This is a genomic window from Streptomyces sp. NPDC014764, assembly GCF_043082785.1.
GTDB classification, from domain to species: Bacteria; Actinomycetota; Actinomycetes; order Streptomycetales; family Streptomycetaceae; genus Streptomyces; species Streptomyces althioticus.
The window spans coordinates 297,693-324,241 of the sequence record NZ_JBIBXY010000006.1 but is presented as its reverse complement, the minus strand read 5'-3'; the positions used below and the strand labels follow the sequence as shown (position 1 = coordinate 324,241).

26 protein-coding genes and 1 pseudogene are annotated in these 26,549 nt (G+C 70.9%); 16 read left to right on the top strand and 11 right to left on the bottom strand.

Annotation, left to right across the window (positions count from 1 at the left end):
* Window positions 1–4: 4 nt before the first annotated feature.
* The 3 genes from ACF1AG_RS17940 to ACF1AG_RS17930 are packed head-to-tail and all read right to left on the bottom strand — an operon-like array spanning window position 5 to window position 3,221.
* Window positions 5–889 (bottom strand): alpha/beta fold hydrolase, encoded by an 885-nt coding sequence (locus ACF1AG_RS17940; protein ID WP_359604665.1) that lies wholly within the window; start codon window positions 887–889, stop codon window positions 5–7.
* Window positions 886–1,821, bottom strand: a complete 936-nt coding sequence (locus ACF1AG_RS17935) for a 3-carboxyethylcatechol 2,3-dioxygenase (RefSeq protein WP_391810026.1) — start codon at window positions 1,819–1,821, stop codon at window positions 886–888. The genes ACF1AG_RS17940 and ACF1AG_RS17935 overlap by 4 nt, the downstream gene beginning before the upstream one ends.
* A 35-nt stretch (window positions 1,822–1,856) precedes the next feature.
* Window positions 1,857–3,221: an MFS transporter gene (locus ACF1AG_RS17930; RefSeq protein WP_359604669.1), complete on the bottom strand. Its 1,365-nt coding sequence runs from the start codon at window positions 3,219–3,221 to the stop codon at window positions 1,857–1,859.
* 322 nt (window positions 3,222–3,543) lie between these two features.
* On the opposite strand from ACF1AG_RS17930, the gene ACF1AG_RS17925 reads away from it, so the two are divergent.
* From ACF1AG_RS17925 to ACF1AG_RS17915, 3 genes are all read left to right on the top strand, one after another.
* Window positions 3,544–4,671 (top strand): ABC transporter permease, encoded by a 1,128-nt coding sequence (locus ACF1AG_RS17925; RefSeq protein ID WP_391810025.1) that lies wholly within the window; start codon window positions 3,544–3,546, stop codon window positions 4,669–4,671.
* Window positions 4,668–5,384 (top strand): ABC transporter ATP-binding protein, encoded by a 717-nt coding sequence (locus tag ACF1AG_RS17920; RefSeq protein WP_359604673.1) that lies wholly within the window; start codon window positions 4,668–4,670, stop codon window positions 5,382–5,384. The genes ACF1AG_RS17925 and ACF1AG_RS17920 overlap by 4 nt, the downstream gene beginning before the upstream one ends.
* A gap of 61 nt (window positions 5,385–5,445) precedes the next feature.
* The gene (locus tag ACF1AG_RS17915) at window positions 5,446–6,057 is read left to right on the top strand and encodes a TetR/AcrR family transcriptional regulator (protein ID WP_359604675.1); all 612 of its coding nucleotides are present in this window, start codon (window positions 5,446–5,448) and stop codon (window positions 6,055–6,057) included.
* Window positions 6,058–6,142: 85 nt separating this feature from the next.
* Here ACF1AG_RS17915 and ACF1AG_RS17910 read toward each other — a convergent pair whose 3' ends face one another.
* Window positions 6,143–7,624, bottom strand: coding sequence for a non-reducing end alpha-L-arabinofuranosidase family hydrolase (locus tag ACF1AG_RS17910; protein WP_359607542.1), 1,482 nt, complete (start codon window positions 7,622–7,624; stop codon window positions 6,143–6,145).
* A 417-nt stretch (window positions 7,625–8,041) separates the two neighbouring features.
* On the opposite strand from ACF1AG_RS17910, the gene ACF1AG_RS17905 reads away from it, so the two are divergent.
* From ACF1AG_RS17905 to ACF1AG_RS17895, 3 genes are all read left to right on the top strand, one after another.
* A complete protein-coding gene (locus tag ACF1AG_RS17905; RefSeq protein WP_391810024.1) occupies window positions 8,042–9,499 on the top strand; it encodes an endo-1,4-beta-xylanase in 1,458 nt (485 codons plus the stop codon).
* Window positions 9,500–9,970: 471 nt separating this feature from the next.
* Window positions 9,971–11,248 (top strand): YeeE/YedE family protein, encoded by a 1,278-nt coding sequence (locus ACF1AG_RS17900; protein WP_359607546.1) that lies wholly within the window; start codon window positions 9,971–9,973, stop codon window positions 11,246–11,248.
* Between the two features lie 185 nt (window positions 11,249–11,433).
* Entirely contained in the window at window positions 11,434–12,414 is a 981-nt protein-coding gene (locus ACF1AG_RS17895; protein WP_391810023.1) for a ferric reductase-like transmembrane domain-containing protein, read from the top strand.
* Between the two features lie 34 nt (window positions 12,415–12,448).
* Here the strand turns inward: ACF1AG_RS17895 and ACF1AG_RS17890 are convergent, their stop codons facing one another.
* A complete protein-coding gene (locus tag ACF1AG_RS17890; protein ID WP_359607552.1) occupies window positions 12,449–13,021 on the bottom strand; it encodes a GNAT family N-acetyltransferase in 573 nt (190 codons plus the stop codon).
* Between the two features lie 125 nt (window positions 13,022–13,146).
* On the opposite strand from ACF1AG_RS17890, the gene ACF1AG_RS17885 reads away from it, so the two are divergent.
* Window positions 13,147–13,788: a superoxide dismutase gene (locus ACF1AG_RS17885; protein ID WP_359748602.1), complete on the top strand. Its 642-nt coding sequence runs from the start codon at window positions 13,147–13,149 to the stop codon at window positions 13,786–13,788.
* 174 nt (window positions 13,789–13,962) lie between these two features.
* Here the strand turns inward: ACF1AG_RS17885 and ACF1AG_RS17880 are convergent, their stop codons facing one another.
* Together ACF1AG_RS17880 and ACF1AG_RS17875 are read right to left on the bottom strand one after the other, a co-directional pair.
* Window positions 13,963–14,565, bottom strand: a complete 603-nt coding sequence (locus ACF1AG_RS17880) for a response regulator (RefSeq protein ID WP_391810022.1) — start codon at window positions 14,563–14,565, stop codon at window positions 13,963–13,965.
* Complete coding sequence (locus ACF1AG_RS17875; RefSeq protein ID WP_359601892.1) at window positions 14,562–15,677, bottom strand: histidine kinase; 1,116 nt, start codon at window positions 15,675–15,677, stop codon at window positions 14,562–14,564. Before ACF1AG_RS17875 ends, ACF1AG_RS17880 begins: the two co-directional genes overlap by 4 nt.
* Window positions 15,678–15,992: 315 nt before the next feature.
* On the opposite strand from ACF1AG_RS17875, the gene ACF1AG_RS17870 reads away from it, so the two are divergent.
* From ACF1AG_RS17870 to ACF1AG_RS17840, 7 genes are all read left to right on the top strand, one after another.
* Window positions 15,993–16,883, top strand: a complete 891-nt coding sequence (locus ACF1AG_RS17870; RefSeq protein ID WP_391810021.1) for an ABC transporter ATP-binding protein — start codon at window positions 15,993–15,995, stop codon at window positions 16,881–16,883.
* Between the two features lie 83 nt (window positions 16,884–16,966).
* Window positions 16,967–17,686: an ABC transporter permease gene (locus ACF1AG_RS17865; RefSeq protein ID WP_359601890.1), complete on the top strand. Its 720-nt coding sequence runs from the start codon at window positions 16,967–16,969 to the stop codon at window positions 17,684–17,686.
* 126 nt (window positions 17,687–17,812) lie between these two features.
* Window positions 17,813–18,757 carry a hypothetical protein gene (locus ACF1AG_RS17860; protein ID WP_391810020.1) on the top strand — a complete coding sequence of 315 codons (945 nt, stop codon included), beginning with the start codon at window positions 17,813–17,815 and terminating at the stop codon, window positions 18,755–18,757.
* Window positions 18,754–19,128 carry a hypothetical protein gene (locus tag ACF1AG_RS17855; RefSeq protein WP_391810019.1) on the top strand — a complete coding sequence of 125 codons (375 nt, stop codon included), beginning with the start codon at window positions 18,754–18,756 and terminating at the stop codon, window positions 19,126–19,128. The genes ACF1AG_RS17860 and ACF1AG_RS17855 overlap by 4 nt, the downstream gene beginning before the upstream one ends.
* A 95-nt stretch (window positions 19,129–19,223) precedes the next feature.
* Window positions 19,224–19,385, top strand: a complete 162-nt coding sequence (locus ACF1AG_RS17850) for a hypothetical protein (RefSeq protein ID WP_391810018.1) — start codon at window positions 19,224–19,226, stop codon at window positions 19,383–19,385.
* Entirely contained in the window at window positions 19,382–19,675 is a 294-nt protein-coding gene (locus tag ACF1AG_RS17845; protein WP_391810017.1) for a hypothetical protein, read from the top strand. Before ACF1AG_RS17850 ends, ACF1AG_RS17845 begins: the two co-directional genes overlap by 4 nt.
* Window positions 19,676–19,880: 205 nt before the next feature.
* The gene (locus tag ACF1AG_RS17840) at window positions 19,881–20,345 is read left to right on the top strand and encodes a MarR family transcriptional regulator (protein ID WP_359601886.1); all 465 of its coding nucleotides are present in this window, start codon (window positions 19,881–19,883) and stop codon (window positions 20,343–20,345) included.
* Window positions 20,346–20,392: 47 nt separating this feature from the next.
* Here the strand turns inward: ACF1AG_RS17840 and ACF1AG_RS17835 are convergent, their stop codons facing one another.
* The 4 genes from ACF1AG_RS17835 to ACF1AG_RS17820 form a co-directional block, all read right to left on the bottom strand.
* On the bottom strand, window positions 20,393–20,731 hold the full coding sequence (locus tag ACF1AG_RS17835; RefSeq protein ID WP_387795230.1) for a GNAT family N-acetyltransferase: 339 nt from the start codon (window positions 20,729–20,731) through the stop codon (window positions 20,393–20,395).
* Between the two features lie 22 nt (window positions 20,732–20,753).
* Window positions 20,754–21,743 (bottom strand): pirin family protein, encoded by a 990-nt coding sequence (locus ACF1AG_RS17830; RefSeq protein ID WP_391810016.1) that lies wholly within the window; start codon window positions 21,741–21,743, stop codon window positions 20,754–20,756.
* An 86-nt stretch (window positions 21,744–21,829) separates the two neighbouring features.
* On the bottom strand, window positions 21,830–22,306 hold the full coding sequence (locus ACF1AG_RS17825; RefSeq protein ID WP_391810015.1) for a carboxymuconolactone decarboxylase family protein: 477 nt from the start codon (window positions 22,304–22,306) through the stop codon (window positions 21,830–21,832).
* A 79-nt stretch (window positions 22,307–22,385) separates the two neighbouring features.
* Entirely contained in the window at window positions 22,386–24,275 is a 1,890-nt protein-coding gene (locus ACF1AG_RS17820; RefSeq protein ID WP_391810014.1) for a carboxylesterase family protein, read from the bottom strand.
* A 136-nt stretch (window positions 24,276–24,411) separates the two neighbouring features.
* Between ACF1AG_RS17820 and ACF1AG_RS17815 the strand changes: the two are divergent.
* A pseudogene (locus tag ACF1AG_RS17815) lies at window positions 24,412–24,516 on the top strand (IS5/IS1182 family transposase); the annotation flags it as partial.
* A gap of 109 nt (window positions 24,517–24,625) precedes the next feature.
* Entirely contained in the window at window positions 24,626–25,918 is a 1,293-nt protein-coding gene (locus tag ACF1AG_RS17810) for a serine hydrolase domain-containing protein (RefSeq protein WP_391810013.1), read from the top strand.
* Window positions 25,919–26,549: the final 631 nt, after the last annotated feature.

The following is a 26,549-nucleotide window of genomic DNA, read 5'->3' as shown; positions in this document are numbered from 1 at the left end:
GTCGTCAGGCGTGCTTCTGGAGGAAGGCGACGGCCGCGGCGTTGAACTCGGCGGCCCCCTCCCACTGCGGCCAGTGCGCGGCGCCGCGGACCAGCAGGTACTCGCCGTCCGGTATGAGCCCGCACAGGCGCGCGCCCTCGGCCTCGTCGCCGGTCGGCTCGTTGTCGGTCCACACCATCAGGGCGGGGACCGGTACGGCCGCGAAGTCGTCGTCGGTCACGCGGTTGCGCCACCGCCGCTCCGGCTCCCGCAGGGCGGACACGTTCGCCATGCTGAAGCCGTCGCGGGCGTAGATCGCCCGGCGTACGCGGACCAGCTCGTCGGTGATGTTCCGCGGATCGTGGATCACGACCTGGAGGCGCTTCTTCACGTTCTCGAAGGTCGGCTCGCTCACCGCCTTCGCGCTCACCGACTGGGTCCGGTCGAGCTGCGGTTCGCCGATCACCCGGCCGCCCGGCGCGGAAAGGATCACCGTGCGCAGGCGCTCGGGGTGCTTCGGCGCGAACTTCAGCGCCAGCCAGCCGCCGAGCGACTCGCCGGCGAGATGGACCCGGTCCAGCTCCAGCGCGTCGAGCAGCGCCAGCAGGTGCTCCTCGTAGTCGGCGATCTCGAGCGGGTGATCGGCGAGCGCGGTGTACCCGTGGCCCGGGTAGTCGTAGCCGACGACCCGGAACCCCGCCTCGGCGAACGCCCGGACGTTCTGCGTCCACGCCTCGATGTGACCGCTGGTGCCGCTGGCCAGGACGACCGTCTGCGCGTCCGGGGACGCCCCGGCGATGTCGAGGACCCGGGTGCGGCAGCCGCCCGCGTCCACGTACCGCAGCGCGTGCTCCAGGTCCGCGATCTCTTCCCACAGGGTCGCCAGGTGCGCCCTCTCCGCCCCGCTCATGCCGTCACCGCCGCCTGCACGGCGAAGCCCGCGCCCCACTTCTCGACCGCCCAGTACCGGTCGACGGCGAAGCGGTAGGGGCCTGCGGTCGACAGGGCCGCGTAGGCCGCGATCCAGCTGCGCATCTCGTGCGCGGCCGAGCCGCCCTCCGCCACGAACCAGCCGTTCTCCCAGCCGTCGGCCGGGGTGAGGTCGCCGGAGCGGAACGTGTCGAGGACGAGCTTGTCCCACTCCTCGTTCAGCGGGTCGCTCGGAGCCTTGCCGTCGGCGATCGCCTGGATGCCCTTGACGATCATCTGCTCGCGCTCGTGCCGCTCCTCGGGGGAGGGCGCGTAGGCGATCAGGCGTTCCTGCACGGTGCCGGGGGCGCCTTCCCAGCGGGGGATCGGCGGGTTGTGGGAGATGCCGCCCGAGGCGAGGAACAGCACCTTCTTGTCCAGGGTCCGGGCGGCCCGGCCGAACGCCTCGCCCATCAGGCGCACCCGCCGCATGGGGGAGAGGGGCAGGCCGATCGCGTTCACGAACACCGGCACGATCGGCTGCGCGAAGTCCTTGCCGAACACGAAGTCCAGGGGCTGGACGATGCCGTGGTCGACCGTCATCCGCTCGCTGCGGCCGATGTCGATGCCTTCGGTGAGGACGGCCGAGTGCAGGGCACGGGCGGCGTCGGCGTCGACGGGGAGCGGCCCCGCGGTGGTGCCGTAGTCGCCGACGCCCTCGGCGGCCGCCCCGATGACCCACGGGGTGATCAGCGAGTAGAGCTGGCCGTTGAAGTGGTCGGGCCCGAAGACCACGACCAGGTCGGGGTCGTAGGCGGAGACGAACTCCCTGACCTCGTCGATGGCGGCATTGATCTCGGCGAACGTCTCCCCGCCCGGGTCGACGTTGCCGAAGGACGGCGCGTGGGAGAGCGCTGCGACGGCCAGCGGCATGGAGCTGGTTCCTTTCTGGGAGGTGCGGACGGCCGCTACGCGGACGTACCGGTGAGGGCGGGTTCGGGGCGCTGGGCCTCGTCCGCGTCGGAGCGGCGCTGGGCCAGGTGGAGGGCGATGATGCTGACGCCTGCGATCAGCATCGGCAGGGAGAAGACGGTGAAGGCCGCGCCCATGCCCCAGCCGGCGTCGAAGGCCGCGCCGCCGATGACCGGGGCGGCGATGCCGCCGAACCGGCCGACGCCGATGACCACACCGAAGCCGGTCGAGCGGGCCAGCGTCGGGTAGAGCGTCGGGACGATCGAGTAGAAGGCCGCGGTGCCCGAGCAGACGAAGAAGGAGGCGGCGAACAGGGTCCACCAGGCGGTGGGCATCTGGGAGCCGACGACGCCGAACAGCGACAGCGTGAAGGTGGCCAGGAGCAGGAAGACCGGGGCGAGGACGCGGATGCTGATCCTGCCGCCCAGGTACCCGAAGAGGACGTTGCCGAGGATGCCGCCGATGCTGAAGGCGGTGACGAGCTGCGGGGCCAGCGCGGGGTTGTCGTTGGCCGAGGCCACGCTGCTCGGGGCCCAGTTGGTCATGAAGTAGAAGCTGAGCATGTACGCGACGTAGCCGACGATCATGAGCAGCGTGTAGAGGCCGGTCCGGCCGGTGAAGACGGTGCGCAGCGAGCCCTTCGGCTTGGTCCCCGTGGACTCCGGCTCCGGGAGCGTCGACAGCGCGGGCCGGTGCATCTTCGCCAGCAGCGCGTTGAGCCGCTCCAAGGAGTCGGGGCGGCGGCCCTCGGAGAGCCAGGCGAGCGACTCGGGCAGCAGCGCGTACGTGGCGACGGCGGCGATCGCGCTGAGGACGAACCCGATCCACCAGCCGAACTGCCAGCCCCGCTCGTCGAGCATCGGGCCGACGATCATCGATCCGAGCAGTCCGCCGATGTTGATGGCTGCGGCGTAGACGGCCATCACCAGGGCGTACGCCCGCTTGCCCGTGTACTCGGCGAGGATGACGCCGACCACGGCCACCAGACAGCCGACCCCGACGCCGGTCACGATGCGGCTCAGCACCAGGGGCCAGGTTCCGGTCTCCGGAGTGGCGAACGGGCCGATGAACATGCCCACCGCGATCGTCGTGGTGGCGATGACGCCCATCTTGCGCCGGCCGATGCGGTCGGCGAGCGGCGCGACGATGATCGAGCCCACGAGCATGCCGATCAGGGCGCCGGACATGACCAGTCCGAGCTGCGCCTTCGAGACGCCGAAACCACTCTCGATGTACGGCGCGGCGAACGACGTGAGGGAGACGTCGTAACCGTCGAGCACGACCAGGGTGATCGCGATGACGACGGCGCGTTTCTGCAGCCCGCTCATTCTCTCCTGCGGGATGTGGTCGGTGATCCTCATACGAGTTCCCCTGTTCCGGGACAGCGCGGACCGGTGCCGGGGCGGGGTCCGCAAAGGAGGAGGCGGAACGCCGGCCAGCCGCGTTCCATCGACGAAAACTAGAAGTTACGTTCTAGAATCGTCATTACAGTGACGAGGGGCTGCGGGTGGTGTCAAGGGGTGGTGGGTGATCGATCAAAAGGGCCGACCCGGAGCGCGGGGAGGTGCCGACACGCGTGTCGGGAACGTCCGATAGGATGCCGACGCTCGTGTCGTCAAGTGCCAGTAAAGGGCGTGCGTGCCCGGCGCCGCGCTCTCCTCACCCCCGTCGCCCGGAGTTTCCGTGTTCCTTGCCCTACGCGATCTGCGCTTCGCCCGCGGCCGCTTCGCCCTGATGGGCGCCGTCGTCGCCCTCATCGCCGTCCTCGGCGTCCTCCTCTCCGGACTCGCCTCCGGCCTGGCGGACGCCGGCATCTCGGGTCTGCGCGCCCTGCCCGTGACCCACATGGCTTTCGACGAGAAGGCGACCAGCGAGCAGTTCTCCCGCTCCACCGTCGAGCAGGACGACTGGGAAGCCTGGGCCGAGGCCCCCGGAGTGGAGCGGGCCGAACCGTTCGGCAACACGCTCGTCAACGCCCAGGTGACCCAGGGCAAGGAGAAGGGCGAGCAGGTCAACCTCGCCGTCTTCGGCATGGCCCCCGACTCGCCCCTGGCCCCGAGCCCCAGCGAGGGCGAAGGCCTGAAGGGCGGTGACGGCGGCATCGTCATCACCCAGGAGATCGTCGACCTGGGCGTGCGTGTCGGGGACGTCCTGACCGCCGACAAGAGCGAGGTCACGCTCACGGTGGTCGGCCTCGTCGACGACACCGTCTCCTACGGCCACATCGGCGTCGCCTACGCCGACCTCGACACCTGGCGCCACGTGCACTACGGCCTGCCGGGCGAGCTGCCCGAGGCCGCACAGCGCCAGGCCACCGCCGTCGCCCTCACCCTGGAGGACGGCGCCGACGTCACCGCCGTCGAGAAGGCCACCGGCACCCGCGCCGACGACAAGGAGACCACCTACGGCGCGTCCCCCGGCTACACCGCCGAGTCGAGCACCATGGCGCTCATCAAGGGCTTCCTCTACGCCATCTCCGCCCTCGTCGTCGGCGCCTTCTTCACCGTCTGGACCGTGCAGCGCAAGCCGGAGATCGCCCTGCTGAAGGCGCTGGGCGCCCCCACCCGCTACATCCTGCGCGACGCGCTCGCCCAGGTCGTCGCCGTCCTCGTCGTCGCCACCGCCGCCGGCACCGCCGTCGGCCTGGCCCTGGGCAGCGCGATGATCGGCAAGGCGCCGTTCTCCCTGTCCGCCCCCGCCATCGCCACCTCCGCCGGCCTCCTCATCGGCCTGGGCACCGTCGGCGCCGCCGTCGCCGTCCGCCGTATCACCGCCGTCGACCCGCTGACCGCCCTGGGAGCCACCCGATGACCACGCCCTCCACCGACCACCGCACCACCCCGGACGCCGCCGGCTCCGACGGGCTGCGCCTGCACGACGTCAGCCTCACCCTCGGTGACGGCGACACCGCCGTCGCCGCCCTCGACCACGTCGAACTGACTGTCGCGCCAGGCGAGTTCGTGGCCGTCGTCGGCCCGTCCGGCTCCGGCAAGTCCAGCCTGCTGGCCGTCGCCGGCGGCCTCCAGCGGCCCACCTCGGGCGCGGTGCACATCGCGGGCACCGAGCTGACCGCCCTGTCCGACAAGGAACGCACGGCGGCCCGCCGGCGCCACATCGGTTTCGTCTTCCAGCAGTCGAACCTGCTCCCGTCCCTGACCGTCCGGGAGCAGCTCCTGCTGCCCCTGCACATCGACGGACGCCTGGACGGCGCGGCCCGGACCCGGGCCGACGAACTCATCGAGGCGGTCGGCCTGGGGCACCGCGCCGGCTCCCGCCCGCACCAGTTGTCCGGTGGCGAACGCCAGCGCGCCGGCCTGGCCCGAGCGCTGATGACCTCGCCCGCCGTCCTGCTGGTGGACGAGCCCACCTCGGCGCTGGACCGCGAGCGATCCGCGGAAGCGGTGCGGCTCATCGCCGAGCAGACGCACCGGCACGGCACCGCGACCGTCATGGTCACCCACGACACGGCGATAATGGACGCCGCCGACCGGGTGCACGAGATGGTCGACGGCCGGCTGTCCTGACCGGGGACGGCGGCCGGCGTCCCGCCCCCGGCACCGTCCGTCCCTCAGGAGCTCCGCCCGTATGCCGAAGATCAACGCCTCCACCGTCGCCGAACACCGTGCGCAGCAGCGCGAGGCGCTGATCGGGGCGGCGATCGACATTCTGGTGGCCGAGGGCGCCGCCGCCGTCACCCCCGCGGCGGTCGGCGCCCGGGCGGGCCTGGCCCGCTCCAGCGTCTACCAGTACTTCGACTCCTCGGCGGCCCTGCTGGCCACGGTCACCGAGGAAGCGTTCCGGCGCTCCAACGAGGCCCTCACCCGCGCCACCGCCGCCGCCCGGGGCCCGGTCGAGCGGGTCGAGGCGTTCTTCCGGGAGAGCCTTCGCCTCGGTGCCGAGGGCGCTCACCGCCCTGCCGCCGCTCTCATGAACGCCGGCCTCCCGCCCGCCTGCCTGGAACGCTTGATGGAACTGCACCGGGAGCAGGTCGAGCCGTTCCGCTCCGCCGTCCGCGAACTCGGCGTCCCGGAACCCGAGCTCACGGCGGACCTGATCGCCGGGATGCTGCACACGGCCCTGGCGGCCGTCGAGTCCGGCGCCCCCCTGGAGACCGTCACGCGGCGCACCCTGACCCTGGTGCGCCGCTGCCTCGTCGCTCAGGACGGCGCGGAGGAGACCCCGGAAGGCGGGCGCTGAGCACAGCGGTGCGGCGGTCCGGGCCTCACGCCCGGACCGCCGCACCGGCTCCCCCTCGGAACAGGTCTCCTTGCCCGCGGGCCGGTCAGCGCCGCAGCGTCAGCAGACCCGGACGGTAGGGCAGCAGGCCGTAGTCACCTCCGGAGTTGGGGCTGCGGCCCTGGTACAGCAGCTGCAGGTTGCAGGGGTCGACGGTCATCGTCTGGTCGGCGCTGGTGCGCAGCAGCTCGCCGTGGCTGATGTCGTTCGTCCAGGTGGCGCCGCTGTTCGCCTTGCCGGCGAAGGGGTTGCTCTCGGTCGCGGCCTGGGGCGTCCACGTGCCGTCGAGGCTGGTCGCGGTGAACGACCGGAAGTAGCGGCCCTGCGAACCGATCGCCTCCACGATCATCAGGTAGCGGTTCTGGTCCTTCAGCTTGTAGACCTGCGGCGCCTCGAACAGGTTGTTCGTCGTGTCGCTCATGATGACGGTCGAGTTCGAGCCGAAGCTGCCCGGGAAGTTCCCGATCGGCATGCTCGCCCGGTAGATCTTGCCGTTGTCGCCGGCGAAGAACAGGTACATGTTCCTGTCGTCACCGATCAGTGCCTGGTCGATGGGTCCCGTTCCGGAGCCGGAGATGCTCCCGGAGAACAGCACCTGCTCGGACGACCAGCCGTTGGGGTTCGTCGGGTCCGTCGACGTGCGGTACGAGAAGGCGGTCGAGCCCCACTGGTAGGCCAGCACCCAGATGTTCTTCGGCGCGAAGTAGAAGAGGCTGGGCGCGACCGTCGAGCTGTTCATCGCGTTCTGCGAGGCCGAGGCCATCTCCGACCAGTTGCCGAACAGGCCGAAGTTCATCGACCCCCACCGCGTCCCGGTGTCGTGCGTGGTCGCGTAGACCAGCTGCTTGCCGTTGTAGGGAGCGACGGTGAAGTCCTTCAGCGACACCCAGCCCGAGCGGGGCTGCGCCAGCGCGCCGCTGGAGCTCCAGCGGTAACTCGACGGCAGGTCACAGGCGCCGGGGTCGCCGGGGTCGCCGGGGTCCGAACCCACCTTGACGAGCTGCCACTGCTGGTTGGCTCCGCCCCAGTCGTCGTACTGGACGACGTTGGCGTTGTCGGCGGTGGACGCGCCCTGCACCTCGAGCGCCTTGCCGCTGTTCCGGTTGATGAGACGGACGTGGCCGTCGGAGCTGTCGGCCAGCCGCCACTGCTGGTTGGCGGCGTTCAGGTCGGTCCACTGCACGATCGAACCGCCGTTGGCGGTCGACCAGTTGTAGACGTCGAGCACCTTGCCGGAGTGGCGCGACTTGATGCGGTAGTAGCCGTTGCCGGAGTCGACGAACTGCCACTGCTGCTGCGCCTGGTCGTTCCTCGCCCACTGAGTGATCCGGCCACCGTCGTTCGTGGCCAGGTTGTAGACGTCCAGCGCCTTGCCGCTGTTGCGGTTGACCAGTACGTACGAGGCGTTCGTGTCCACGGTCGCGGCCTCGGCCGGCTGGGCGCCGACGAACGCGGCCAGCAGCAACAGGGGGGCGAGCACGGCGAGCAGGCGTCTCGGACGGACCGGGGACGCGTGGCGGAGCCACATGTTGTACCTCCTGGAAGTGGGGGTGAGGTGTCGCCGGACAGGGGGGAGCGGCAGGCGCACCGGAATCGAACGCGTCGAATGTTTCGGATCGATCCCGGTCACGTGTCGCCACAAGCTAGGGAGCCCGGGGCGGCCGGTCAAGGCCTGTGACCGGCCAGAGTGGCGATCCGAAACATTCGTAGGGGAGGCAGAAACTCTTTCTGCCGGAGGGCTTGACGGGTCGTCATCAACCCTCCACCATCTGTTTGGCAAACCGACCACTGTTCGATTCATCGAACAAGCTCGCCCCGCGGATCCCGTGAGTCCCGCGAACCAGGCGAGTTCTCGGAGTCCCGCACGTCACGTGCGGGCGACGCCGCACCAGAGCCGCGGTGCGGTGCACGGTGAGTCCCTCTCCTCTGCCTTGGAGGCACAGTCATGGGCTTTCACGCCCTCCCCAGATCCGCCGGCCGGCGGAAGTTCCGAGTCCTGCTGCCGGCGCTGCTCGTCGGCGCCCTCGGCTTCGCCGGCGCGGTGGCCGCACCGCCCCCCCAGGCCCAGGCCGCCGAGAGCACCCTCGGTGCCGCGGCGGCGCAGAGCGGCCGCTACTTCGGTGTCGCCATCGCCGCGAACCGCCTCAGCGACTCGACGTACCAGTCGATCGCGAACCGCGAGTTCAACTCGGTGACCGCCGAGAACGAGATGAAGATCGACGCGACCGAGCCGCAGCGCGGTCAGTTCAACTTCCAGAACGCCGACCGCATCTACAACTGGGCCGTGCAGAACGGCAAGGAGGTGCGCGGTCACACCCTGGCCTGGCACTCCCAGCAGCCCGGCTGGATGCAGAACCTCAGCGGCAATGATCTGCGCCAGGCGATGATCGGCCATATCAACGGCGTGATGGCCCACTACAAGGGAAAGATCGCGCAGTGGGACGTGGTGAACGAGGCCTTCGAGGACGGCAACTCGGGAGCCAGGCGCAACTCCAACCTCGAGCGCACCGGCAGTGACTGGATCGAGGTGGCCTTCCGTACGGCGCGCGCCGCCGACCCGGCCGCCAAGCTCTGCTACAACGACTACAACGTCGAGAACTGGAACTGGGCCAAGACCCAGGCCATGTACCGCATGGTCCGGGACTTCAAGCAGCGCGGCGTGCCGATCGACTGCGTCGGCTTCCAGTCGCACTTCAACAGCGGCAGCCCGTACGACAGCAACTTCCGCACCACGCTGCAGCAGTTCGCCGCGCTCGGTGTCGACGTGGCGGTCACCGAGCTGGACATCCAGGGCGCCTCGCCGAACACCTACGCCGCCGTGGTCAACGACTGCCTCGCCGTCTCCCGCTGCCTCGGCGTGACCGTCTGGGGCGTGCGTGACATGGACTCGTGGCGCTCGGAGCACACGCCGCTGCTGTTCAACAACGACGGCAGCAAGAAGCAGGCGTACAGCGCCGTGCTGAACGCCCTCAACGCGGGCACCGGCGGCGACCCGGACCCGGACCCGGACCCGGAGCCGGGTGACGGCGCCGCGATCAGGGGCGTCGGCTCTGGCCGCTGCCTGGACGTGCCGAACGCCAGCACCTCCGACGGCACCCAGGTCCAGCTGTACGACTGCAACGGCCGCACCAACCAGTCGTGGGAGCTCACCTCCTCCGGTGAGCTGCGGGTCTACGGCAACAAGTGCCTGGACGCGGCCGGCACCGGCAACGGCGCCAGGGTCCAGATCTACAGCTGCTGGGGCGGCGACAACCAGAAGTGGCGCCTGAACTCCGACGGCACCATCGTCGGCGTCCAGTCCGGCCGCTGCCTCGACGCGGTCGGCGCGGGCACGGCCAACGGGACGCAGATCCAGCTGTACAGCTGCGGGGGCGGAAACAACCAGCGCTGGTCCCGCGTCTGACCTCCACCTCTCCTCGTGTGATCGCGGGGGTCACCGTCCTGTCGGCGGTGACCCCCGCGCTTGTGCTGTCGCGGGCCGGTGTGCGTCGGACCCGGTCACTCCGCCCGCCTCCGGTCACTCCGCCCGCCCCACCAGCGTCCGCCGGGCGAAGACTCCAGCGCCCGCCGGGCGAAGACTCCGGCGTCCTGGCCGAGGGAGGATGTGTGGCGCACGCAACGTTCACATGCTGAGATCCGAAATCGGAACGTGGAAAACCGATCTTATTCTGGATCCATGTCCGCACCCGCCCGCCTGCTGTGCCTCGCCCTGATGGCGAACTCGGCGTGGTGCGTCGACGACGGCCTCTGTCGCCGCTGAGCCGGACCGGCCCGTTCCCCGTGCCGTGCGCCGCCGCCCGAGCCGCGGCGCTGCCCCCGGCCTCCCGCACGTGTCGTGCCCCACCCCGACTCGTCCACCTCCCGGAGTCCACCTGTGACCATCGCCCCGTCCCCCCGGGCGGCGAAGACCGCCGCACTGCTGCCCCCGTCACCGACCTCCGTCCCGCAGCCGCCGGCACCCCCCGCGCCGCCGGTGCGCCGCGGTCCGCTCGCGGTGTCCGGGCTGCTCGCCGCGGCACTGACCGCCTTCGTGTGGTCCGCCCACGGGGCCGAGCCCGGGGTCCTGCTGCTGCTCGGCCTCGGCCTGGGGACCGCCCTGTTCCACTCCCGCTTCGGCTTCACCTCCGCCTGGCGGCAGTTGATCGCCGTCGGCAACGGCGCCAATCTGCGGGCCCACACCCTGCTGCTCGGCACCACGGCGACGTTGTTCGCCCTGATCATCGGCACGGGCACCGGACTGTTCGGATCCGTGCCGGCACCGTCGGCCGGACCCCTGGGTGCGGGACTGCTGATCGGCGCGTTCGTCTTCGCCGTCGGCATGCAGCTCGGCGGCGCCTGCGCCTCCGGCACCCTTTTCGCCGTGGGCTCGGGGCAGACGTCGATCCTGCTCACCCTCGGCGGTTTCATCGGCGGCGCGACCCTGGCCGCCTGGCAGTTCGACCTGTGGAAGGACCTGCCCGCCCTGGAACCGGTCGTCATGGCCGACCACATCGGCTGGTTCGGCTCCTGGGCGGTGACGATCATCGCGCTCGCCGCCATCGTCGTGGTCACCCGTGCCGTACAGGCCCGCCGCAACCCGCCGCCCATCGGCGCCGTCCCCTCCGCGCGCGGTGCCGCCCGCGTGCTGCGCGGTTCCTGGCCGCTGGCCGTCGGCGCCCTGGCGCTGGCCGTGCTGGGCGCAGGCGTGCTGCTCGTCTCCGGCGGCGCGTGGGGCGTCACCAGTGCCTTCAGCCTGTGGGGATCGGAGCTGGTGGGGGCGCTCGGAGGCCATCCCGAGGGGTGGACATGGTGGCAGCAGCCCGGAAACAAGGAGATGCTCGCCGGGCCGGTCCTCGCCGACAGGACCAGCCTCACCGACATCGGCATCATGATCGGCGCGGCCGTCGCCGCGGCGCTCGGCGGCACGTGGGCGCTGCACCGCGGCGTTCCGTGGCGGACGGCGGTCGCCGCGGTGCTGGGCGGGGTGCTGATGGGCATCGGCGCCCGGCTGGCGGGCGGCTGCAACATCGGCGCGTACCTCGCGGGCATCGCCTCCGGCAGCCTGCACGGCTGGATCTGGGGCGCAACCGCCCTCCTGGGCACCTGGGCCGGCCTGAAGCTGCGACCGCTGTTCGGGCTGGGCAACCCCAAGCCGGGGGACGGCGTCTGCTGAGAGCGGCCGCCGCGGAGTCGCACGCCGTGCCCGGCCGACGGCGGAACGACGTGCGGCGCCGCCCGCTTCCCGCCACTGCTCTGGCCGGATAAGGGCTCCGGAGATCACCCCCGCGTCAGCCAGACTTGTTGTCTCACGCCACATGCGCACCGCTGCCGCGGTGACCCGTGCTCGGGAGGCTCCTGATGACGTCGGACGTGCGGCCGGACGAGGACGGGGCGGTGACCACGCCCGCAGGGCGGCGGCCTCCGGGTGACCGCGTCGCACTGCGCGGTGACGTGCGGGCCGCCCTGCCCGACGCCACCGCGGCGGTGGTGGTCACCGTGCTCGTGTTCGCCCTCCTGTGGGCGCGTATGGAGTCGGGAGCCTCGGACACCGTCGCGGTCATGCCGTTCATGGACGATCCCGGCACCTACTGGATGTACCTGCTCAGCCAGGCGTTCGGCTGGTCCGCCCTGCTGTGGGCGTGGGGCACGGTCGTGCTGGGACTGCTGCTGTCGGGGCCGCGTCCCGCCCGGCTGCCGGTCTCCCGCCAGGTGCTGGAGCGCTGGCACCGCACCACGAGCCTGACGACCACGGCGCTCATGTTCGCGCATGCGCTGATGTTCGCGGCGGAACTCGTCCGCTACGAGACGCGGGTGGACTGGGCGGAGCGGCTGTGGGTGGCCTTCGCGGACACCTTCGTGCCGGGCTGGTACGACTCGGGAACCGGCCAGGTCGCCATCCCGATCGGTCAGGGCGCCCTTTACCTGGCGATCCCGCTGGGGCTGCTGTTCTACGTCCGGCACCGCATCGGGGCGAACACCTGGCGCCGGCTGCACCGTTTCGTGATCGTCGTGTACGTGCTGAGCGTGTGGCACACGCTGCTGTACGGGACCAACGTCTGGTACGGGGAGTGGCCGCGCACCGTGCTGTGGCTGCTGCAACTGCCGGTGGCGGCGCTGTTGTCGCTGCGTCTCCTGAGGCCGGCCCGGCGGGCGGAACGGCTGGGTCCACGTGGCGGGGGCGCCGGCCGGCCGGGATGGTGGCTGCGGCTGGGGGGACGGGTCGCCGTCGGGGCCGTCGTCGTCGGGCTCGTCGTCGTGGTGGTGTCCGGCCGTGACGGCGGACGGGACCGTCCCACCCATCCTCCCGCGACGGCCCCCCACGTCCAGGAGACGGACTGACGGCGGACGTGAGGTCGCCGACCCGGACGGAGACTCACAGGGGAGGCGGCGCGAGGGACCGGGCCGGGTGGTGCGGGCCGAGGAAGACGACGACGCCCTTGCCGCCGGGGGAGGGGTGGGTGGCCTGCGTCCACCCGCGGCGGCGGTAGAAGGCCATGGCCCGTCCGTTCCGGACCGAGGTGAGCAGCCATGCCCGACCCTCGGGCGCGTCCGCGGTCACCGCGTCGAGGAGACGGCCCGCGAGCCCCGTGCCGTGGGCGACGGGCCGGACCGCGAGTTCGTCGACTTCCCGGCCGCCGCAGAGCCATTCGGCGGTGTGGTCGTCGCCGAGGCCGGCGGCCACCTGGGGATAGCAGCGGTCGGTGGGGAAGGGCGCCGGTGTGGTCCACGCGGTGGCGAAACCGACGGCCTCCCCGTCGTGCACCGCGATGGCGGCGGTGAACCCCGCACGCCGCACGTCCGCCGACAGCCGGGAGACGAACCCGGTCGCACGCGCCTCGTCCTCGCGCCAGGGCGGGGCGGAGAAGGCGTCGACGTACACGGCACGCAGTGACTCGCTGTGCGTGAGTATCCCGGCGTCCCGGTGCACGCGGATGCCGTCGGCCACCGGTCGGTCACCGCCGTTCCCATGTCCCATGGAGAGCCTCCTGCCAGTGCTATGTTGTTGCAACAAGTGTGCAACAAGCTCGCGCAGCCGCACAGTGCGCGTAATGACGTCGGAGGATCTTGGACATGGCGGTGTACACGCTCCCGGAGCTGCCCTACGACTACTCGGCGCTCGCCCCGGTCATCAGTCCGGAGATCATCGAGCTGCACCACGACAAGCACCACGCCGCGTACGTCAAGGGGGCCAACGACACGCTGGAGCAGCTCGCCGAGGCACGGGACAAGGAGCAGTGGGGCTCGATCAACGGCCTGGAGAAGAACCTGGCCTTCCACCTGTCCGGCCACATCCTGCACTCGATCTACTGGCACAACATGAGCGGCGACGGCGGCGGCGAGCCCCTGGCCGCCGACGGTGTCGGCGGCCTCGCGGACGCGATCGCCGACTCCTTCGGCTCCTTCGCCCACTTCAAGGCGCAGCTCACCAAGGCCGCCGCGACCACCCAGGGGTCGGGCTGGGGCGTCCTGGCGTACGAGCCGCTGAGCGGCCGGCTGATCGTCGAGCAGGTCTACGACCACCAGGGCAACGTCGGCCAGGGCTCCACCCCGATCCTGGTCTTCGACGCCTGGGAGCACGCCTTCTACCTGCAGTACAAGAACCAGAAGGTCGATTTCATCGAAGCCATGTGGGCCGTCGTCGACTGGCAGGACGTGGCCAGGCGCCTCGAGGCCGCCAAGGCCCGCACCGACGTGTTGCTGCTGAACCCCTGACCGCGGGGGCCGCATGACGTCCTGCTCGTGATCGTCTTCTCACCCTTCACCTGCAGGCGGCACAGGAAGGGCCTTCGGCCGGCACATCCCGGCCGGAGGCCCTTCCGGCGTGCAGGGGTCCGCCTCACGCGTGGCGACGTCGGCGCCGGTTACGCGGAGGCCCGAACCGGCCGACTACAGCCAGTCGTGCGTCCACGCGTAGCGCGCCGCCTCGTGGCGGGTGCGGGTCTGGGTCTTCTGCATGGCGTTCGACAGGTAGTTGCGTACGGTGCCCTCGGCCAGGTGCAGGCGGGCCGCGATGTCGGCGACGGAGTAGCCGTCGCGGGTACCGCGCAGGACGTCCACCTCACGGCCGGTGAGCGGGCAGTCGTCGACGACGGCGAGCGCGGAGACGTCGGGGTCGATCCACCGCTTGCCCGCGTGCAAGGTGGTGATCACGGCGGTGATGTGCGCCGGCTCCGCCGACTTGCTGACGAAGCCCTGGACGCCGAGCTTCAGGGCCTTGCGCAGCACGCCCGGCCGCGCGTGCCGGGTCAGCATGAGAATCACCTGGTCAGGCCGGGCACGGCGGATCTCGGCGACCGCGCCCAGACCGTCCACCCCGGGCATCTCGAGGTCGATGACGAGCACGTCGGGCCGGTGCTGGAGAGTCGCCCGGACCGCGGATTCGCCGTCCTGAGCCTCGGCGAGCACGGTGATCTCGCCCTCCAGGGTCAGCAGCGCCGCCAGTGCCTTGCGCAGCAGGGCCTCGTCGTCCGCCAGTACCACCGTCGTCATCCGTCCGACCTCCCGCTCGGGAACCGGGCGCGGGTGAGGAAGCGCCCGTCCCTCTTCTCGGCCGTCAGTTCGCCCCCGTTGTCGGCGACGCGCTCCTTGAGCGTGGACAGTCCGCCGAGTCCGGTCAGGGGTGTGGTGCCCGCGCCGTCGTTGAGGACGGCGATGCCCGCCTCGGAGAGTGTGATCCTCACGTACGTGGCCTGCGCATGGCGCAGGATGTTGGTCGTCGTCTCGCGCAGTACCTGGCCGAGCAGCTCGTTGGCCCGCTCGTCGACGTCGGCCTCCCGCTCGACCCGGACGTGGATGCCGGCGGCCTCGAAGAGGTTCTTGGCGTTCTCCAGCTCGGCGGAGAGGTTGAGCCGTCGCTGTGCGTGGGCGAGCTCCTTGGTCTGGGCGATGGTGTCGCCGACGAGGACGCGCACCTCGCTCAGTTCCTCTCCCGCGCGCCCGACGTCGGTCCCCAGCAGCTTCTCGGCCAGGGTGATCTTCAGTTTCACCACGTGCAGGGTGTGCCCCTGGATGTCGTGCAGATCGCTGGCGAACCGCATGCGTTCCTTCACGACGGCGAGTTCCGCCTCCCGTTCCCGCGCGTCCTCCAGTTCCTCGACGAGGTCGTAGTAGACCTGGCCGGCGAACAGGCTGCCGACCATCACCACGGTGACGCCCGTCGGGAGCAGGACGAACAGGAGCAGGACGTCCGTCGCGCCGTCCGGCGCGGTGAGTGCCTTCACCGCGCCCACGAGGGCGACGAAGACGACCAGTCCCACTCCGGCCACGACGCGTCGGTGTCGCAGTTTCGGGGCGTAGAGCGAGCCGACGACGGCGACACCGTAGAACGCGGCGTGGGCGTCGACCACCAGCGCGCCGACGACCCACACGGCCGCCGTGACCGCCAGGCACGGTCGAACGACGCGCGGGATGCCGACCGCCGTCCACCGCACGGAGGCGATGAACGCGGCGATCGCGCCGGCGCCCAGGACGACCGCCTGAGGCCAGGTCCGGGCGGTGACGGCCACGACCAGCGTCCCGGCCGGGAGGGTGACGACGGCCATCGTGACGACGTTCAGCCGGCGCAGCCGCTCACGTGTCTGCGCACGGGGTCCGGTCGTCACGGCGCCGGCCCGCCTCGACGTCACCGCGGGATCCGCCGGCCGTCCAGCCATGGCTCCATGGGACCAGGACAGGGACCGGCGCCGAGACGCCGGAGGGTGACGGCGGCGGTGCTGCTCGGCGGCAGGACGCGCTGGGACCGGATGTCCACGGGAGCTCTCTCCGGAATCGGACGGTGGGGCCGGTCTTGAAGTGTTCCGCGTTTCCTCGGGCGCCGCCAGTGACACCACGTCATGCCCGCACCCCGACAAATGTCACCGACCGCCGGTGACACCACGCCACTGCCGGGCATCCCGAGCCTCGTGTGCAATCGGTACATGACCTCCACGACCGTCATCGACGTTGACCGGCTCAACCTCAGCTACGGCGGCTTCCACGCCGTGAAGGACCTTTCGTTCCAGGTGCGGAAGGGAGAGCTGTACGCGCTGCTCGGAACCAACGGGGCCGGCAAGACCTCCACCCTGGAGACGGTCGAGGGTCACCGTGTGGCCGACTCGGGCACCGTGCGCGTCTTCGGGCGCAGCCCGCGGGAGCGGCGGGCCGTGCGCTCCCGCATGGGCATCATGCTGCAGGAGAGCGGATTCTCCCCAGACCTGACGGTGAAGGAGTCCGTGACGCTGATCGGCACGCTGTCCCGACGCGCCGACACTGTCGAACGCGTGCTCGATATCGTCGATCTGAAGCGCAAGGCCGACACCAAGGTGTCCCAGCTGTCCGGAGGAGAGAAGCGGCGTCTGGACTTCGCCACCGCCGTCTACGGCCGGCCCGAGCTGATCTTCCTCGACGAGCCCACCACCGGTCTGGACATCCAGTCCCGCGACGCCCTGTGGCGGTCCGTGGACAAACTGCGCGAGGACGGCTCCACCGTGGTGCTGACCACCCACTACCTGGAGGAGGCCCAGCAGCACGCCGACCGCATCGGGCTCATGCACAAGGGCGCCTTCCACCAGGAAGGCACCGTCTCCGAGCTGACCCGGACCCTGCCGGCCACCATCCGCTTCTCCCTGGCGGCGCCCGCGCCGGCGCCGTTGCCGCTGTTGGCCGACGGCGACGGCGACGGGAAGCGGTTCCTGATCGAGACCTTCGACCTGCCGCGGGACCTCTACGTCCTGCTCGGCTGGGCGCACTCCAACGGAGTCGAACTGCGCGATCTCGAAGCCGGACCGACCCGGCTCGACGACGTCTTCCGGGCGATCAGCAGCGACTGATGCACCGGGGCCTCCGGCCGACCACCGGCGGCGGCCGCTCCTGACCCCCATGCGCCGGAACCACACAGAAATGAAAGATCACGATGCTCTCCATCGCTCTCAGCGAGCTGATCCAGATCTTCCGCAACCGGCTGGTGCTGCTGACCAGTTTCGTCATCCCGGTCGCGCCGTGCGCCTTCTTCGTCTACCGGCACGAGGTCTTCGCCGACCTGGGCAGCCTCGGATACATCGCCGCGGTGGTGATGTTCACCGTGGCGGCCTTCGGGCTCTACACCACCACGGTGACCACACTGGCCTCGCGGCGCCAGAACCTTTTCCTCAAGCGGCTGCGCAGCACCCCGGCGAGTGACGCGGCGATTCTCGTCGGGCTGATGCTCCCGGTCACCGTCCTCGCGATCGTGCAGGTGGTCGTCATCCTCGCCGTGCTGGCCGCTGTCACCGGAGCGCCGGAGAGCGTCCCGCTGCTCGCGGCGGCGGTCGCTTCCACCGTGGCCATGATGCTCGCCCTGGGCCTGGCCACGGCAGGGCTGACGAACTCGCCGGAGCACGCGCAGGTGACCACCCTGCCCGTCAGCCTCGGCGCCATCGGTGTCTCCACCTGGGTGGGGATCACCGGCACCCAGGAACTCACCGAGCTCAAGCGGATCCTTCCGGGCGGTGCGGCCACCGAACTCGTCCTCAACGCCTGGAACGGCGGTGCGGCCGTGGCGGACTCCCTGCCGCTGCTGCTGCCGACGTTGCTCTGGGTCGTCGTCGCCTTCGTACTCGCCTCCCGCATGTTCCGATGGGAACCGCGTCGCTGACCTCGCCTTCCGTCCCGCGGGATCCACTACCGGAAGGACGTCATCAGTGCACGAGACGCACCCATGGACAACCGGTCCTTGCCGCGCGGCGGACGTTCCGCCGGGGGCCGCGCACGTGAGGCGGGCATGAACCGGACGGTCCGGCCCGGTGAGGCGGGCACGACCCGGACGGTCCGGCCCGTCGCGGAGCACGAGGGCCGAGGTTTCGGCGGGATGTCCGGGCCCGGATACGAAGGGCGGCGACGGACCAGGACCGGGAGAGCGGATATCTACGGCCGCGGCATCGTCTACGCGGCGTCCGGCCTCGTGCCGCTCGTTTCGGTCTGCATCCCCGTCCTTCTCGCGGTTCCGGCCCAGCCGCTCCCGCTCGTACTGGCCGGACTGGTCACGGTCGTCGCATCGGCGCTGGCCGGTGCCGGTATCGGCGCGGTCCGACAGGCGCTGGCCTGCCACACGCACAGAGGAACCGCGCCCTGGACCCGTCTGGAACTGTGCGCGGGGCTGCTGGTGCTCCTCCTGGCCACGTTCGTCGGCTTCGCGGCACTGGTGGGTCCGGACGGCTGGGCGGTGCGGACGGCGCTGCTGTTCGCCCCGGTTCCGTTCGCCACCCCCCTCGCCATGGTGGTGCCGGTGCGGGTCTACGCCGTGGTGTCCGGGACGTCCGTGCTCCTGGGCGCGGCCCTCCTGGCCGTGGCGGGTCAGACAGGCGCAGCTGTGGCGTCGGCGTCGGTGATCATGCTGACCGGCTTTCTGCTGTCGGCGTGCGTCGGCCGGTTCGGCGCGTGGTCGCTCTCACTCCTGCGGGAGCTGGAACGGGCCGAGGGCACCGAAGCGCGGCTCGCCGTGGCCGAGGAACAACTGCGGTTCGAATCCGATGTGCGCGACGGGCTGGGAAGGAAGCTCACGGTGATGGCCCTCGAGAGCGAGCTGGCCGTGCAGATGGCACGGCGGGGCCGGCCGGAGGCGGTGGACCGGATGGTCGAGGTGCAGCGTCTCGCACGGATGCGCGGGGCGAGGCGTACGAGGCCGTCCGTGGACACCGGAAGGCCGGGCTGCGGGACGAACTCATGAGCGTGGCGGGCGTGCTCGAGGCTTCGGGAGTGCGCTGCCGCATCTTCGTGACCGACCTGCCGGAGCTGCCGGGTGACGTCCGGTCGTCCTTGGCGCGGGTGGTGCGCGAGGGGACGACCGACGTGCTGCGGTACGGGAACGCCCAGTGGTGCGAGATCACGCTGGCGGTCACGCGAGCGGTGGCCGAGCGGTGGGCGGTGCTCACCGTCGAGCACGACGGCGCCCCGGTGGGACCACCGGGCACCGCCGGCTTCGGACTCGCAGGCCTCCGCGGACACCTGGAGGTCCTGGACGGCACGCTGCGGGCGGAGGCCGGGGAGGGCACGTACCGGCTGACGGCAGAGGTACCGCTGGAAGAGGTGACGGCGTGACCGGCGGCGGGGCTCGGCAGAACACGCGGGCCGGGGGCGCACCGCCGTCCGCGCCCGCGGACGACGCACACACTGTGCGCGCCACGATGGCCGCCATGTTCTCCCTGGAGGACGACCTCACGGTCGTCGCCGGCCTGAACGAACGACTGGCCTCCCTGAACGACATCCCGGAGGCGGAACCCGTCGACCGGGTGTGTTCGGAGTGCTCCACATCGACCGACAACATCCACGCGGCGGAAGAAGGTACTGACGAATGAGCCGGCAACCCGATGAACGACCCGTCGAGGCACGGGCGGATGCGGCCTCCGAGCCACACAGCTCCGGCCCTCCGACCCTGCCCGAGGACCTTCTGCTCCTCCTCTTCCGCCCCGAGCACGGCGTGATCGCGGGGCACAACGGGCGGCGGGCCGGCCTCGTCAAGGACGTCCGCGACGTCCTCCTCGACGGCAAGGAGCCCACCGCTCGTACCTCCGCACTGGCCGCACTGATCTGGGGCCATGGCACGCTCCACCGGTTCGACCCGGAGATCCCCTGGAACTCATCGTGATCGACCGGGCGCAAAGGCTGGAACAGGGCAACTGGGGCGCCGGAGCAACCGGCGAAGCGGTCACACGCACCATGACCGCTGCCATCGTCGACAACGTCATCAGCGCGACGGTGTAGGTGTCGCCACGGCAGTGAGCTCTTGCAGCTGTGCGCAGGCGGCACCGGCCGAATGGAGCACGCGCCGATGATCTCGCTACGCTTCCCCCATGAACGCAACCCCGCGGTGGCTGACCCCGGAGCAGCAGGCGGCCTGGGACGGTTTCATCCGCATGCAGGAGAAGCTCATCGGGCGTCTCGCCCGTAGGGTCCAGGCCGACTCCCGTATGTCCGCCGCCGATTACATCGTGCTGGCCAAGCTCACCGAGGCCGGCGGGCGGATGCGTTTCATGGACCTGACCAAGCTGGTCGAGTGGGAGAAGAGCCGCATGTCCCACCAGGTCGGGCGGATGGTGAAGCGCGGGCTGGTGGCGAAGGAGGAATGCCCGGACGACGGGCGCGGAGCCTTCGTCGTCGCCACCCCGGCCGGCTACCAGGCGATCGAGGACGCCGCGCCCCTCCACGTCGAGCACGTCCGTCGACTGTTCGTCGACGCTCTCACCGAGGAAGAGCTCGCCACGATCGCCCGGATCTCGGCCCGTGTCCTCGAGCACCTGGAGAAGCAGCCCGACTGAGACGCCGGCTCATGCCCGCCCTTCCGTGCCGGCGGCCGGACGGGCACTCAGCCGAGCTGTGTCCTCAGCCACCGCCGGACGTCCGGGGTGACCCGGTCGGTGATGTCCGCGAACTCGTCGTGGCGCTTGAGGAACGTGGAGACGTAGGGGCAGACAGGGACGATCCGCATCCCGGATGCGCGGACGTCGTCGAGTGCCTGCTGGACCAACTGCGAGGCCAGCCCTTGGCCGGCGAAGGCCTCGTCGATCTCCGTGTGGTAGAAGACGCGCTGCCCGTTCAGATCGCGGTACGCGGTCAGACCCGCGCGACGCCCGTCGACGAGGATCTCGTAGCGGTGGTCGCCGTCCTTGCGCTCGACGGTCGTGGTGGTGGAGGAATCGCTCATGGTGTGCCTTTCGTCAGGGGACTCAGCGGGTCGGTGGGTTCCGGCGCGGTGTGATGACGGCGTTGGGCAGGGCGGGTGCGGGTAGCCGGCCGACGGGGGAGTCCTCGATGACCCCGAAGCGATCGGAGGAGGCTTCCCAGTCCTCGCGGGCTCTCACGATGTCCTCGTGACTGCGGCCGATGAAGTTCCACCACATGACGATCTCCTCCCCGAAGGGAGGCCCTCCGAGGAGGACGGCCCGCGCCGGGGCGTCGGTCTCGTTCGCCATGGTCACCGTCTCCGCGCCGGGCGGAAGGTAACCGAGTTCGGCGGACCGCAGCGGAGTGCCGGCCAGGTCGATCTCCCCGGTGTCCACGAGAAGGCCGTGCTCGAAAGCCGCGTCCACGGACAGAGCGAGCGTCGCGCGGGGTTCGAGGACGATCTCGGCGCCGAGCAGCGGCGTGAAGGTCCTGACCGGGGAGGTCTGTCCGGCGAGCGAGCCCAGGAAGACCCTGATGCCGGCTCCGTCGACCCGGGTGAGTTCGGGTGCGTGGTGCTGGAAGTCGCGCGCGGCGTCGCGGTGTTCCTCCGGCAGCGCGACCCACAGTTGCACGCCGTGGATGACGGTGGTGTCCGGGGTGGAGACCTCCGAGTGGGCGATGCCGTGACCGCCGGTCATGAGATTCACTTCGCCGGGCCGGATATGGGCGTGGGTGCCCAGGGTGTCACGGTGCTCGAACGTGCCGCTGAACAGCCAGCTCACGGTCTGCAGGCCGGTGTGCGGATGCGGAGGCAGGTCCATGGATCCCTGTGCCGCGACCTCGTGCGGGCCGAAGTGGTCGGCGAAGCACCAGGCGCCGATCAAAGTGCGCGCACGCTGGGGCAGGGTCCTCCGCACGTGCATCGCTCGTGGACCGCCGAGGGGGACCTCTCGCGCCGACAGGACGTCGACTCCGAGGGACCCTGCGGGACGGCCCCCGTCGACGGAAGCGCCGCAGCGCAGAGCGGCGGCATCGGTCTCCGTGTTGCTCACGAAAGGTACCTCCACGATTTGGTTGTCAGGTCAACTAGAATGTCATGGCGGCGTGCAAACGGCCACTGGGGCCGCCTGCGACGCTGTCAGGCCGTCTTCACCGGATGACCACTCATGATCGAGACGCGGTTGAACGCGTTGATGCTGATCGCGACCCAGAGGACGGCCGAGATCTGCTCGTCGGTCAGGTCGTCGCGTGCGGCTGCCGCCGCGGAGCCTCGTGCGGAGTCCTGAAGGTTCGTCGTCGCCTCTGCCAACGCCAGTGCGGCGCGCTCCGCGGGGGTGAAGACCTCCGTCTCGCGCCAGGCCGGCAGAAGACCCAGGCGCTGCGCCGTCTCGCCGGCCTCGAGCGCCGTACGCGTGTGGACGCGCAGGCAGTACGCGCATCCGTTGATCTGGGAGACGCGGATGTTGACCAGTTCCACCAGGCCGGCCGACAGGCCCACGCGAGTGGCCGCCGCACCTGCCGCCTGCGCGGTCCGAGCCAGGGCGCGGAACACTTCGGGGTCGGACTTGTCGATGAAAACGTGCTGGTCACGGGATGACGTCGTGGTGACGGCCATGGTGCTCCCTGGGTTCGTGTGCGGACGGGAAGACGATGCGGTTCGCCGGGCGACCGGCTCCGCCGAGTGGGTTACGCCGTCACGGCAGAGGGCCTTCGTGGCGCAGCCAGAAGTCGACGGCGTCCGGCCGGGGCCGGGGCGCCACGGCGCTGCCGGCGTCGAATCTCATGACCTTGTCCGTCTCCTCCTGGAAGGTGGGCCAGTGCGGAAGCCCCGGCCCGTTCGGATCCCCGGTGCGCGCGAAGTTGATCCAGTAGCCGCTCATCTGGTCGCGCAGGGTGAAGTCACGCTCGTCGTACGCGGCGTCGCCGTCCTCGCCGAGGTTGTCGTACGCGTACATCACCTCCGCCCCGTGATAGGCGCCGAACCGTCGCAGACCGGCCTCCGGGGGGACGTGCGTGAAGTGGTAGGTGTAGGCGTCGGCGTTGCCCGAGTGCGTCTGCAGCATCGCCCATCGGCGCATGGCGCGGGTCATCACCTTGTCGGTCTCGGCCCGGAGGAGGGAATCGAGTACCTGCTCCTCGGTGTCGCCGGGGTAGAGGCGGAGGAACAACTCGGCGTCAGAGCCGTGCTCTTCGCGGACCGCCTGCCGGTAGTCGTCGACGTCGGCGTCCGGAGGACTGAGCAGAGCGAGGGAGGCCTCGTCCGCGTTGCTCCCGACGAGGACCGGTACGTCCGACTGGTCGCCCGCCGCATAGATGTCCGCGGGCACCCGGTCGAGGACGTACCCGTCGACGGACGGGCGCCAGTGACCTTTCAGGGGTTCGGCCGCTTCCACGACCCGGTCCGCGGGCATGCGGCGCATCTCCTCCACGGTGGCGCCGCCCAACCGCTCACTCAGGTCCGTCCCCGCCGCTTCCGCCGCCGGCCGGGTGTCGTACTGATCGCCTCGGTCGGTGTCGCCGAGCGTCCCCATGCAGGCTCCGCTGCCGCCGATGACACCGTGCACCAGTCCCTTGGCACGGGGCGTCGCGCCGAGGATGCAGACGCTTTCACCGCCCGCGGACTCGCCGGCGATCGTCACACGCTCGGGGTCGCCCCCGAATGCCGCGATGTTCTGCCGCAGCCACCGGAGGGCGGCGATCTGGTCGAGCAGCCCGTAGTTGCCCGAGGCGCCGACACCGGACTCCTCGGCGAGGCCGGGGTGCGACAGGAAGCCGAGCACGCCGAGGCGGTAGTTGATCGTGACGGTGATCGCCTCGCCTCTGGACGCCAGCGACTCGCCGTCGTAGAGCGGCAGGGCTCCGGAGCCGGTGGCGAATCCGCCGCCGGGGATGTAGACGATGACGGGAAGCTTCGCCGCCGAGGGGTGGGTGCTGCGCCAGATGTTGAGGTACAGGCTGTCCTCACTCACCGGATACGGATTGAGGAGGGTCCCCTCCAGCGGTGCTTCCACCACCTGGGACAGCGCGCGGGTGAGGAAGGTGGACGTGCCCTGGACGGGAACATCGGAGAACCGGTCGGCGGTGAGCAGATCCGAGCGCGGTTCGGGAGGCTGCGGCGGTCGCCATCGCCGGTCGCCGACGGGAGGCCGGGCGTAGGGGACCCCCGCGAAGATCTCGACGTCGCGCTCGTCGTTGAGGACCCCCCTGACCGGCCCCTCCCGCGTGGGAACGGTCCGGGACGGCCGGGGATCGGCGCTCCCGGCGGCGCGGTTCTCCGCCGGGGGGTAGGCGAGTACGGCAGTGGTGCACAGGACCGCTCCCGCGAGCAACCAGGCCCCTGCCTTGAGCAGGGCGGGGCCCCGGAGCCACCAGCGGGTGGTGAGACCGAGCGCGACGAGACAGGCGACGACCAGCCCCCATCCCCACCACGGTGCGCGGTTGAGCCAGGCGACCGAGAAGGCCGCCGCGCTCAGAGGGAGGAAGGGGATCCACCTCCAGGCGGAGCGCCTCGGCCCGCGCGGCTCGCGCGGGCGATCGCCGAGGAGGCGTTGAGCGGCCGGAACCGCCCGCTGTCTTCTTCTCATGTCCACCGCTGCCTCGCGCTCGGGACTCGCGTGGGCCGGGCGCTTAGTTGACGTGTCAAGTTCTGGTCCACTGTAACCCACGCGCGCACACGGCTCCGGCGTCGGCGGCTCGCCCGAGCAGACCGCGAAGAGTCCGGGAACAGCCGGCCTGCACCGCCGCTACGAACGCAAGGCCGAACACTTCCTCGCCTTCGTCGGCATAGCCGCAGCCCTCATCGCCCACCGCCGACTCGCCAAGTGAAACAACGTGTTACTCGGCTGGCCCGGCCTGAGCCATGGGGGTGTCCCCACACCCGCTCGGAGGCTGCCGCCATGGGCGCAGCCGACCCGCCGCGACAGAGTGTGAAGGCATGAAGGCAATACGGAAGACCTCGCGGGCCCGCCTTGCCACCGCCGCTCTCCTCGCCGGCGCCGTCGCGTCCACGGCACTCGCGCCTGGTACTGCGGCCGCCCCCCACCCGGCGTCTGCGGACACCGCGGCCTCCGCGGCCGGCCGGCTCACCTCCCGGCAGCTCCAACGCGAGACGGCCCGCGTCCTTGCAGAGGGTGGGTTCGTCGGCATCACAGTGCGGGTGCGTGACGGCGCCCGCACAGTACACGCCCGAGCGGGCAAGGCCGAGCTGCACACCGGCCGCCCAGTGCCCCGCGGGGCGGAGTTCAGGATCGGCAGCGTCACCAAGACGTTCGTGGCCACCGTGGTGCTGCAACTCGTCGCCGAGGGCCGCCTGTCCCTGGACGACACCGTCGAGCGCTGGCTGCCGGGTGTGGTGAGCGGCAACGGCAACGATGGCAGCCTCATCACCGTCAGGAATCTATTGCAGCACACCAGCGGCATCCACAACTACGGTCCCGAAGAGGACACCGGGAACACCGCAGCTGATTTTGAGCGGACACGATTTGACCACTGGGACGCCGAGCAACTGGTCGCCGGCGCGGTGCGCCACCGGCCGGATTTCCCACCCGCACCGGCCGATGCGCCCAAGCCCGACTGGAACTACTCCAACATCGGCTATGTCCTCGCCGGGATGGTCATCGAGAAGGCCACCGGGCGGCCCTGGGCCGAGGAGGTACGCGACCGCATCGTCCGGCCGCTCGGCCTGACTGGCACCTACGCCCCAGGCGACGACCCGTACCTGAAGCCGCCGCACGCCCACACCTACCACCTGTTCCCCGGCTCGGTCACCTGGACCGACACCACGGCCAGGAACATCTCCCAAGTGGACGCGGCCGCTGCCCTTGTCGGCACCGAACGAGACGTGGACCGCTTCTTCACCGCCCTGCTCGGCGGGCGCCTGCTGCCTCCCGCCCAGCTTGCGGAGATGCGCAGGACCGTGCCCGTCAGCGACAACTTCCAGGTGGGGTTTCCCGGCCTGCGGTACGGCCTGGGACTGATGCAGCAGCCGCTGACCTGCGGCGGCGATACCTGGGGCCATGGAGGGGACCTGGAGGGATTCACGGTGCGCACCGGCTTCTCCGCAGACGGGCGCCGCTCGGTCGTCGTCGTCGCCAACGGCACCGGCAGCGGCGAGCAGCTGCTCGCCGCCGAGCGGGCCGTCCGCGGGCTTGTGGACCGCGCCCTGTGCGCCGGTACCCAGGACATCGCCGGCTCCAGGCCGTCGGCCACCCCCCACAACAGCCGGTAGCGTTCCGGGGGCTTCAGGTGCCGGATGTCGACCTGCTGTCCGGCCGCCCTGCCGCCGGCGCGGGTGGCGATCAGCAGACGGTCCGGATCGGCGATCACCAGCGGACGGCGGATCCTGCGGTAGCGGCCGGCGGACTGGGCATCGGCGATCACCTCGGCGCGGTCGACGTCGCGGTGGTCGGTCAGGCCCCTCGCCACCGAGCCGGGACGCTGCCCCAGCGGGCCGACACGCCCCTCGCAATCGCCCCCGGCCGCCAGAACTGCGAGATCCGGCAGCAGTTCCTGGCCCCGCCGGCAACTCCACGCCGGTCACCGCTGACTGCTCGGAGATCCGCGTGCCGGTGCGGACCATCGTTTCGAGGCGTGCTGTCATCGTTCCTCCTTGCTGCCCGTGTGCGGGACGTCTGCCTCGGCGTCCACCAGGTGCACGCGCGGCGGGACTGGGTCCTCGCCGAACCGCTGCGCTGCCCCTGGCCTCGGTGGCGCGCAGCCGGCCGTGGGGCGCGGATCACGCCGGCTATCGCCGGCGGCAGGGAGGGGTCGGCCCATGAGTCTTCACGGTGGCCGGCAGCTCGCCGACGCAGCTCATGGAGTCCCACGGGCCGATTGTGGGAGCGAGTTTCCAGTGGTCG

Excerpts from the sequence above, each read along its gene's own strand:
- ACF1AG_RS17940 (WP_359604665.1), bottom strand. The coding sequence starts at position 889 with ATGAGCGGGGCGGAGAGGGCGCACCTGGCGACCCTGTGGGAAGAGATC.
- ACF1AG_RS17935 (WP_391810026.1), bottom strand. The coding sequence starts at position 1,821 with ATGCCGCTGGCCGTCGCAGCGCTCTCCCACGCGCCGTCCTTCGGCAAC.
- ACF1AG_RS17930 (WP_359604669.1), bottom strand. The coding sequence starts at position 3,221 with ATGAGGATCACCGACCACATCCCGCAGGAGAGAATGAGCGGGCTGCAG.
- ACF1AG_RS17920 (WP_359604673.1), top strand. The coding sequence starts at position 4,668 with ATGACCACGCCCTCCACCGACCACCGCACCACCCCGGACGCCGCCGGC.
- ACF1AG_RS17915 (WP_359604675.1), top strand. The coding sequence starts at position 5,446 with ATGCCGAAGATCAACGCCTCCACCGTCGCCGAACACCGTGCGCAGCAG.
- ACF1AG_RS17910 (WP_359607542.1), bottom strand. The coding sequence starts at position 7,624 with ATGTGGCTCCGCCACGCGTCCCCGGTCCGTCCGAGACGCCTGCTCGCC.
- ACF1AG_RS17905 (WP_391810024.1), top strand. The coding sequence starts at position 8,042 with ATGGGCTTTCACGCCCTCCCCAGATCCGCCGGCCGGCGGAAGTTCCGA.
- ACF1AG_RS17895 (WP_391810023.1), top strand. The coding sequence starts at position 11,434 with ATGACGTCGGACGTGCGGCCGGACGAGGACGGGGCGGTGACCACGCCC.
- ACF1AG_RS17885 (WP_359748602.1), top strand. The coding sequence starts at position 13,147 with ATGGCGGTGTACACGCTCCCGGAGCTGCCCTACGACTACTCGGCGCTC.
- ACF1AG_RS17880 (WP_391810022.1), bottom strand. The coding sequence starts at position 14,565 with ATGACGACGGTGGTACTGGCGGACGACGAGGCCCTGCTGCGCAAGGCA.
- ACF1AG_RS17870 (WP_391810021.1), top strand. The coding sequence starts at position 15,993 with ATGACCTCCACGACCGTCATCGACGTTGACCGGCTCAACCTCAGCTAC.
- ACF1AG_RS17865 (WP_359601890.1), top strand. The coding sequence starts at position 16,967 with ATGCTCTCCATCGCTCTCAGCGAGCTGATCCAGATCTTCCGCAACCGG.
- ACF1AG_RS17860 (WP_391810020.1), top strand. The coding sequence starts at position 17,813 with ATGAACCGGACGGTCCGGCCCGGTGAGGCGGGCACGACCCGGACGGTC.
- ACF1AG_RS17855 (WP_391810019.1), top strand. The coding sequence starts at position 18,754 with ATGAGCGTGGCGGGCGTGCTCGAGGCTTCGGGAGTGCGCTGCCGCATC.
- ACF1AG_RS17850 (WP_391810018.1), top strand. The coding sequence starts at position 19,224 with ATGTTCTCCCTGGAGGACGACCTCACGGTCGTCGCCGGCCTGAACGAA.
- ACF1AG_RS17845 (WP_391810017.1), top strand. The coding sequence starts at position 19,382 with ATGAGCCGGCAACCCGATGAACGACCCGTCGAGGCACGGGCGGATGCG.
- ACF1AG_RS17840 (WP_359601886.1), top strand. The coding sequence starts at position 19,881 with ATGAACGCAACCCCGCGGTGGCTGACCCCGGAGCAGCAGGCGGCCTGG.
- ACF1AG_RS17835 (WP_387795230.1), bottom strand. The coding sequence starts at position 20,731 with ATGAGCGATTCCTCCACCACCACGACCGTCGAGCGCAAGGACGGCGAC.
- ACF1AG_RS17825 (WP_391810015.1), bottom strand. The coding sequence starts at position 22,306 with ATGGCCGTCACCACGACGTCATCCCGTGACCAGCACGTTTTCATCGAC.
- ACF1AG_RS17820 (WP_391810014.1), bottom strand. The coding sequence starts at position 24,275 with ATGAGAAGAAGACAGCGGGCGGTTCCGGCCGCTCAACGCCTCCTCGGC.
- ACF1AG_RS17810 (WP_391810013.1), top strand. The coding sequence starts at position 24,626 with ATGAAGGCAATACGGAAGACCTCGCGGGCCCGCCTTGCCACCGCCGCT.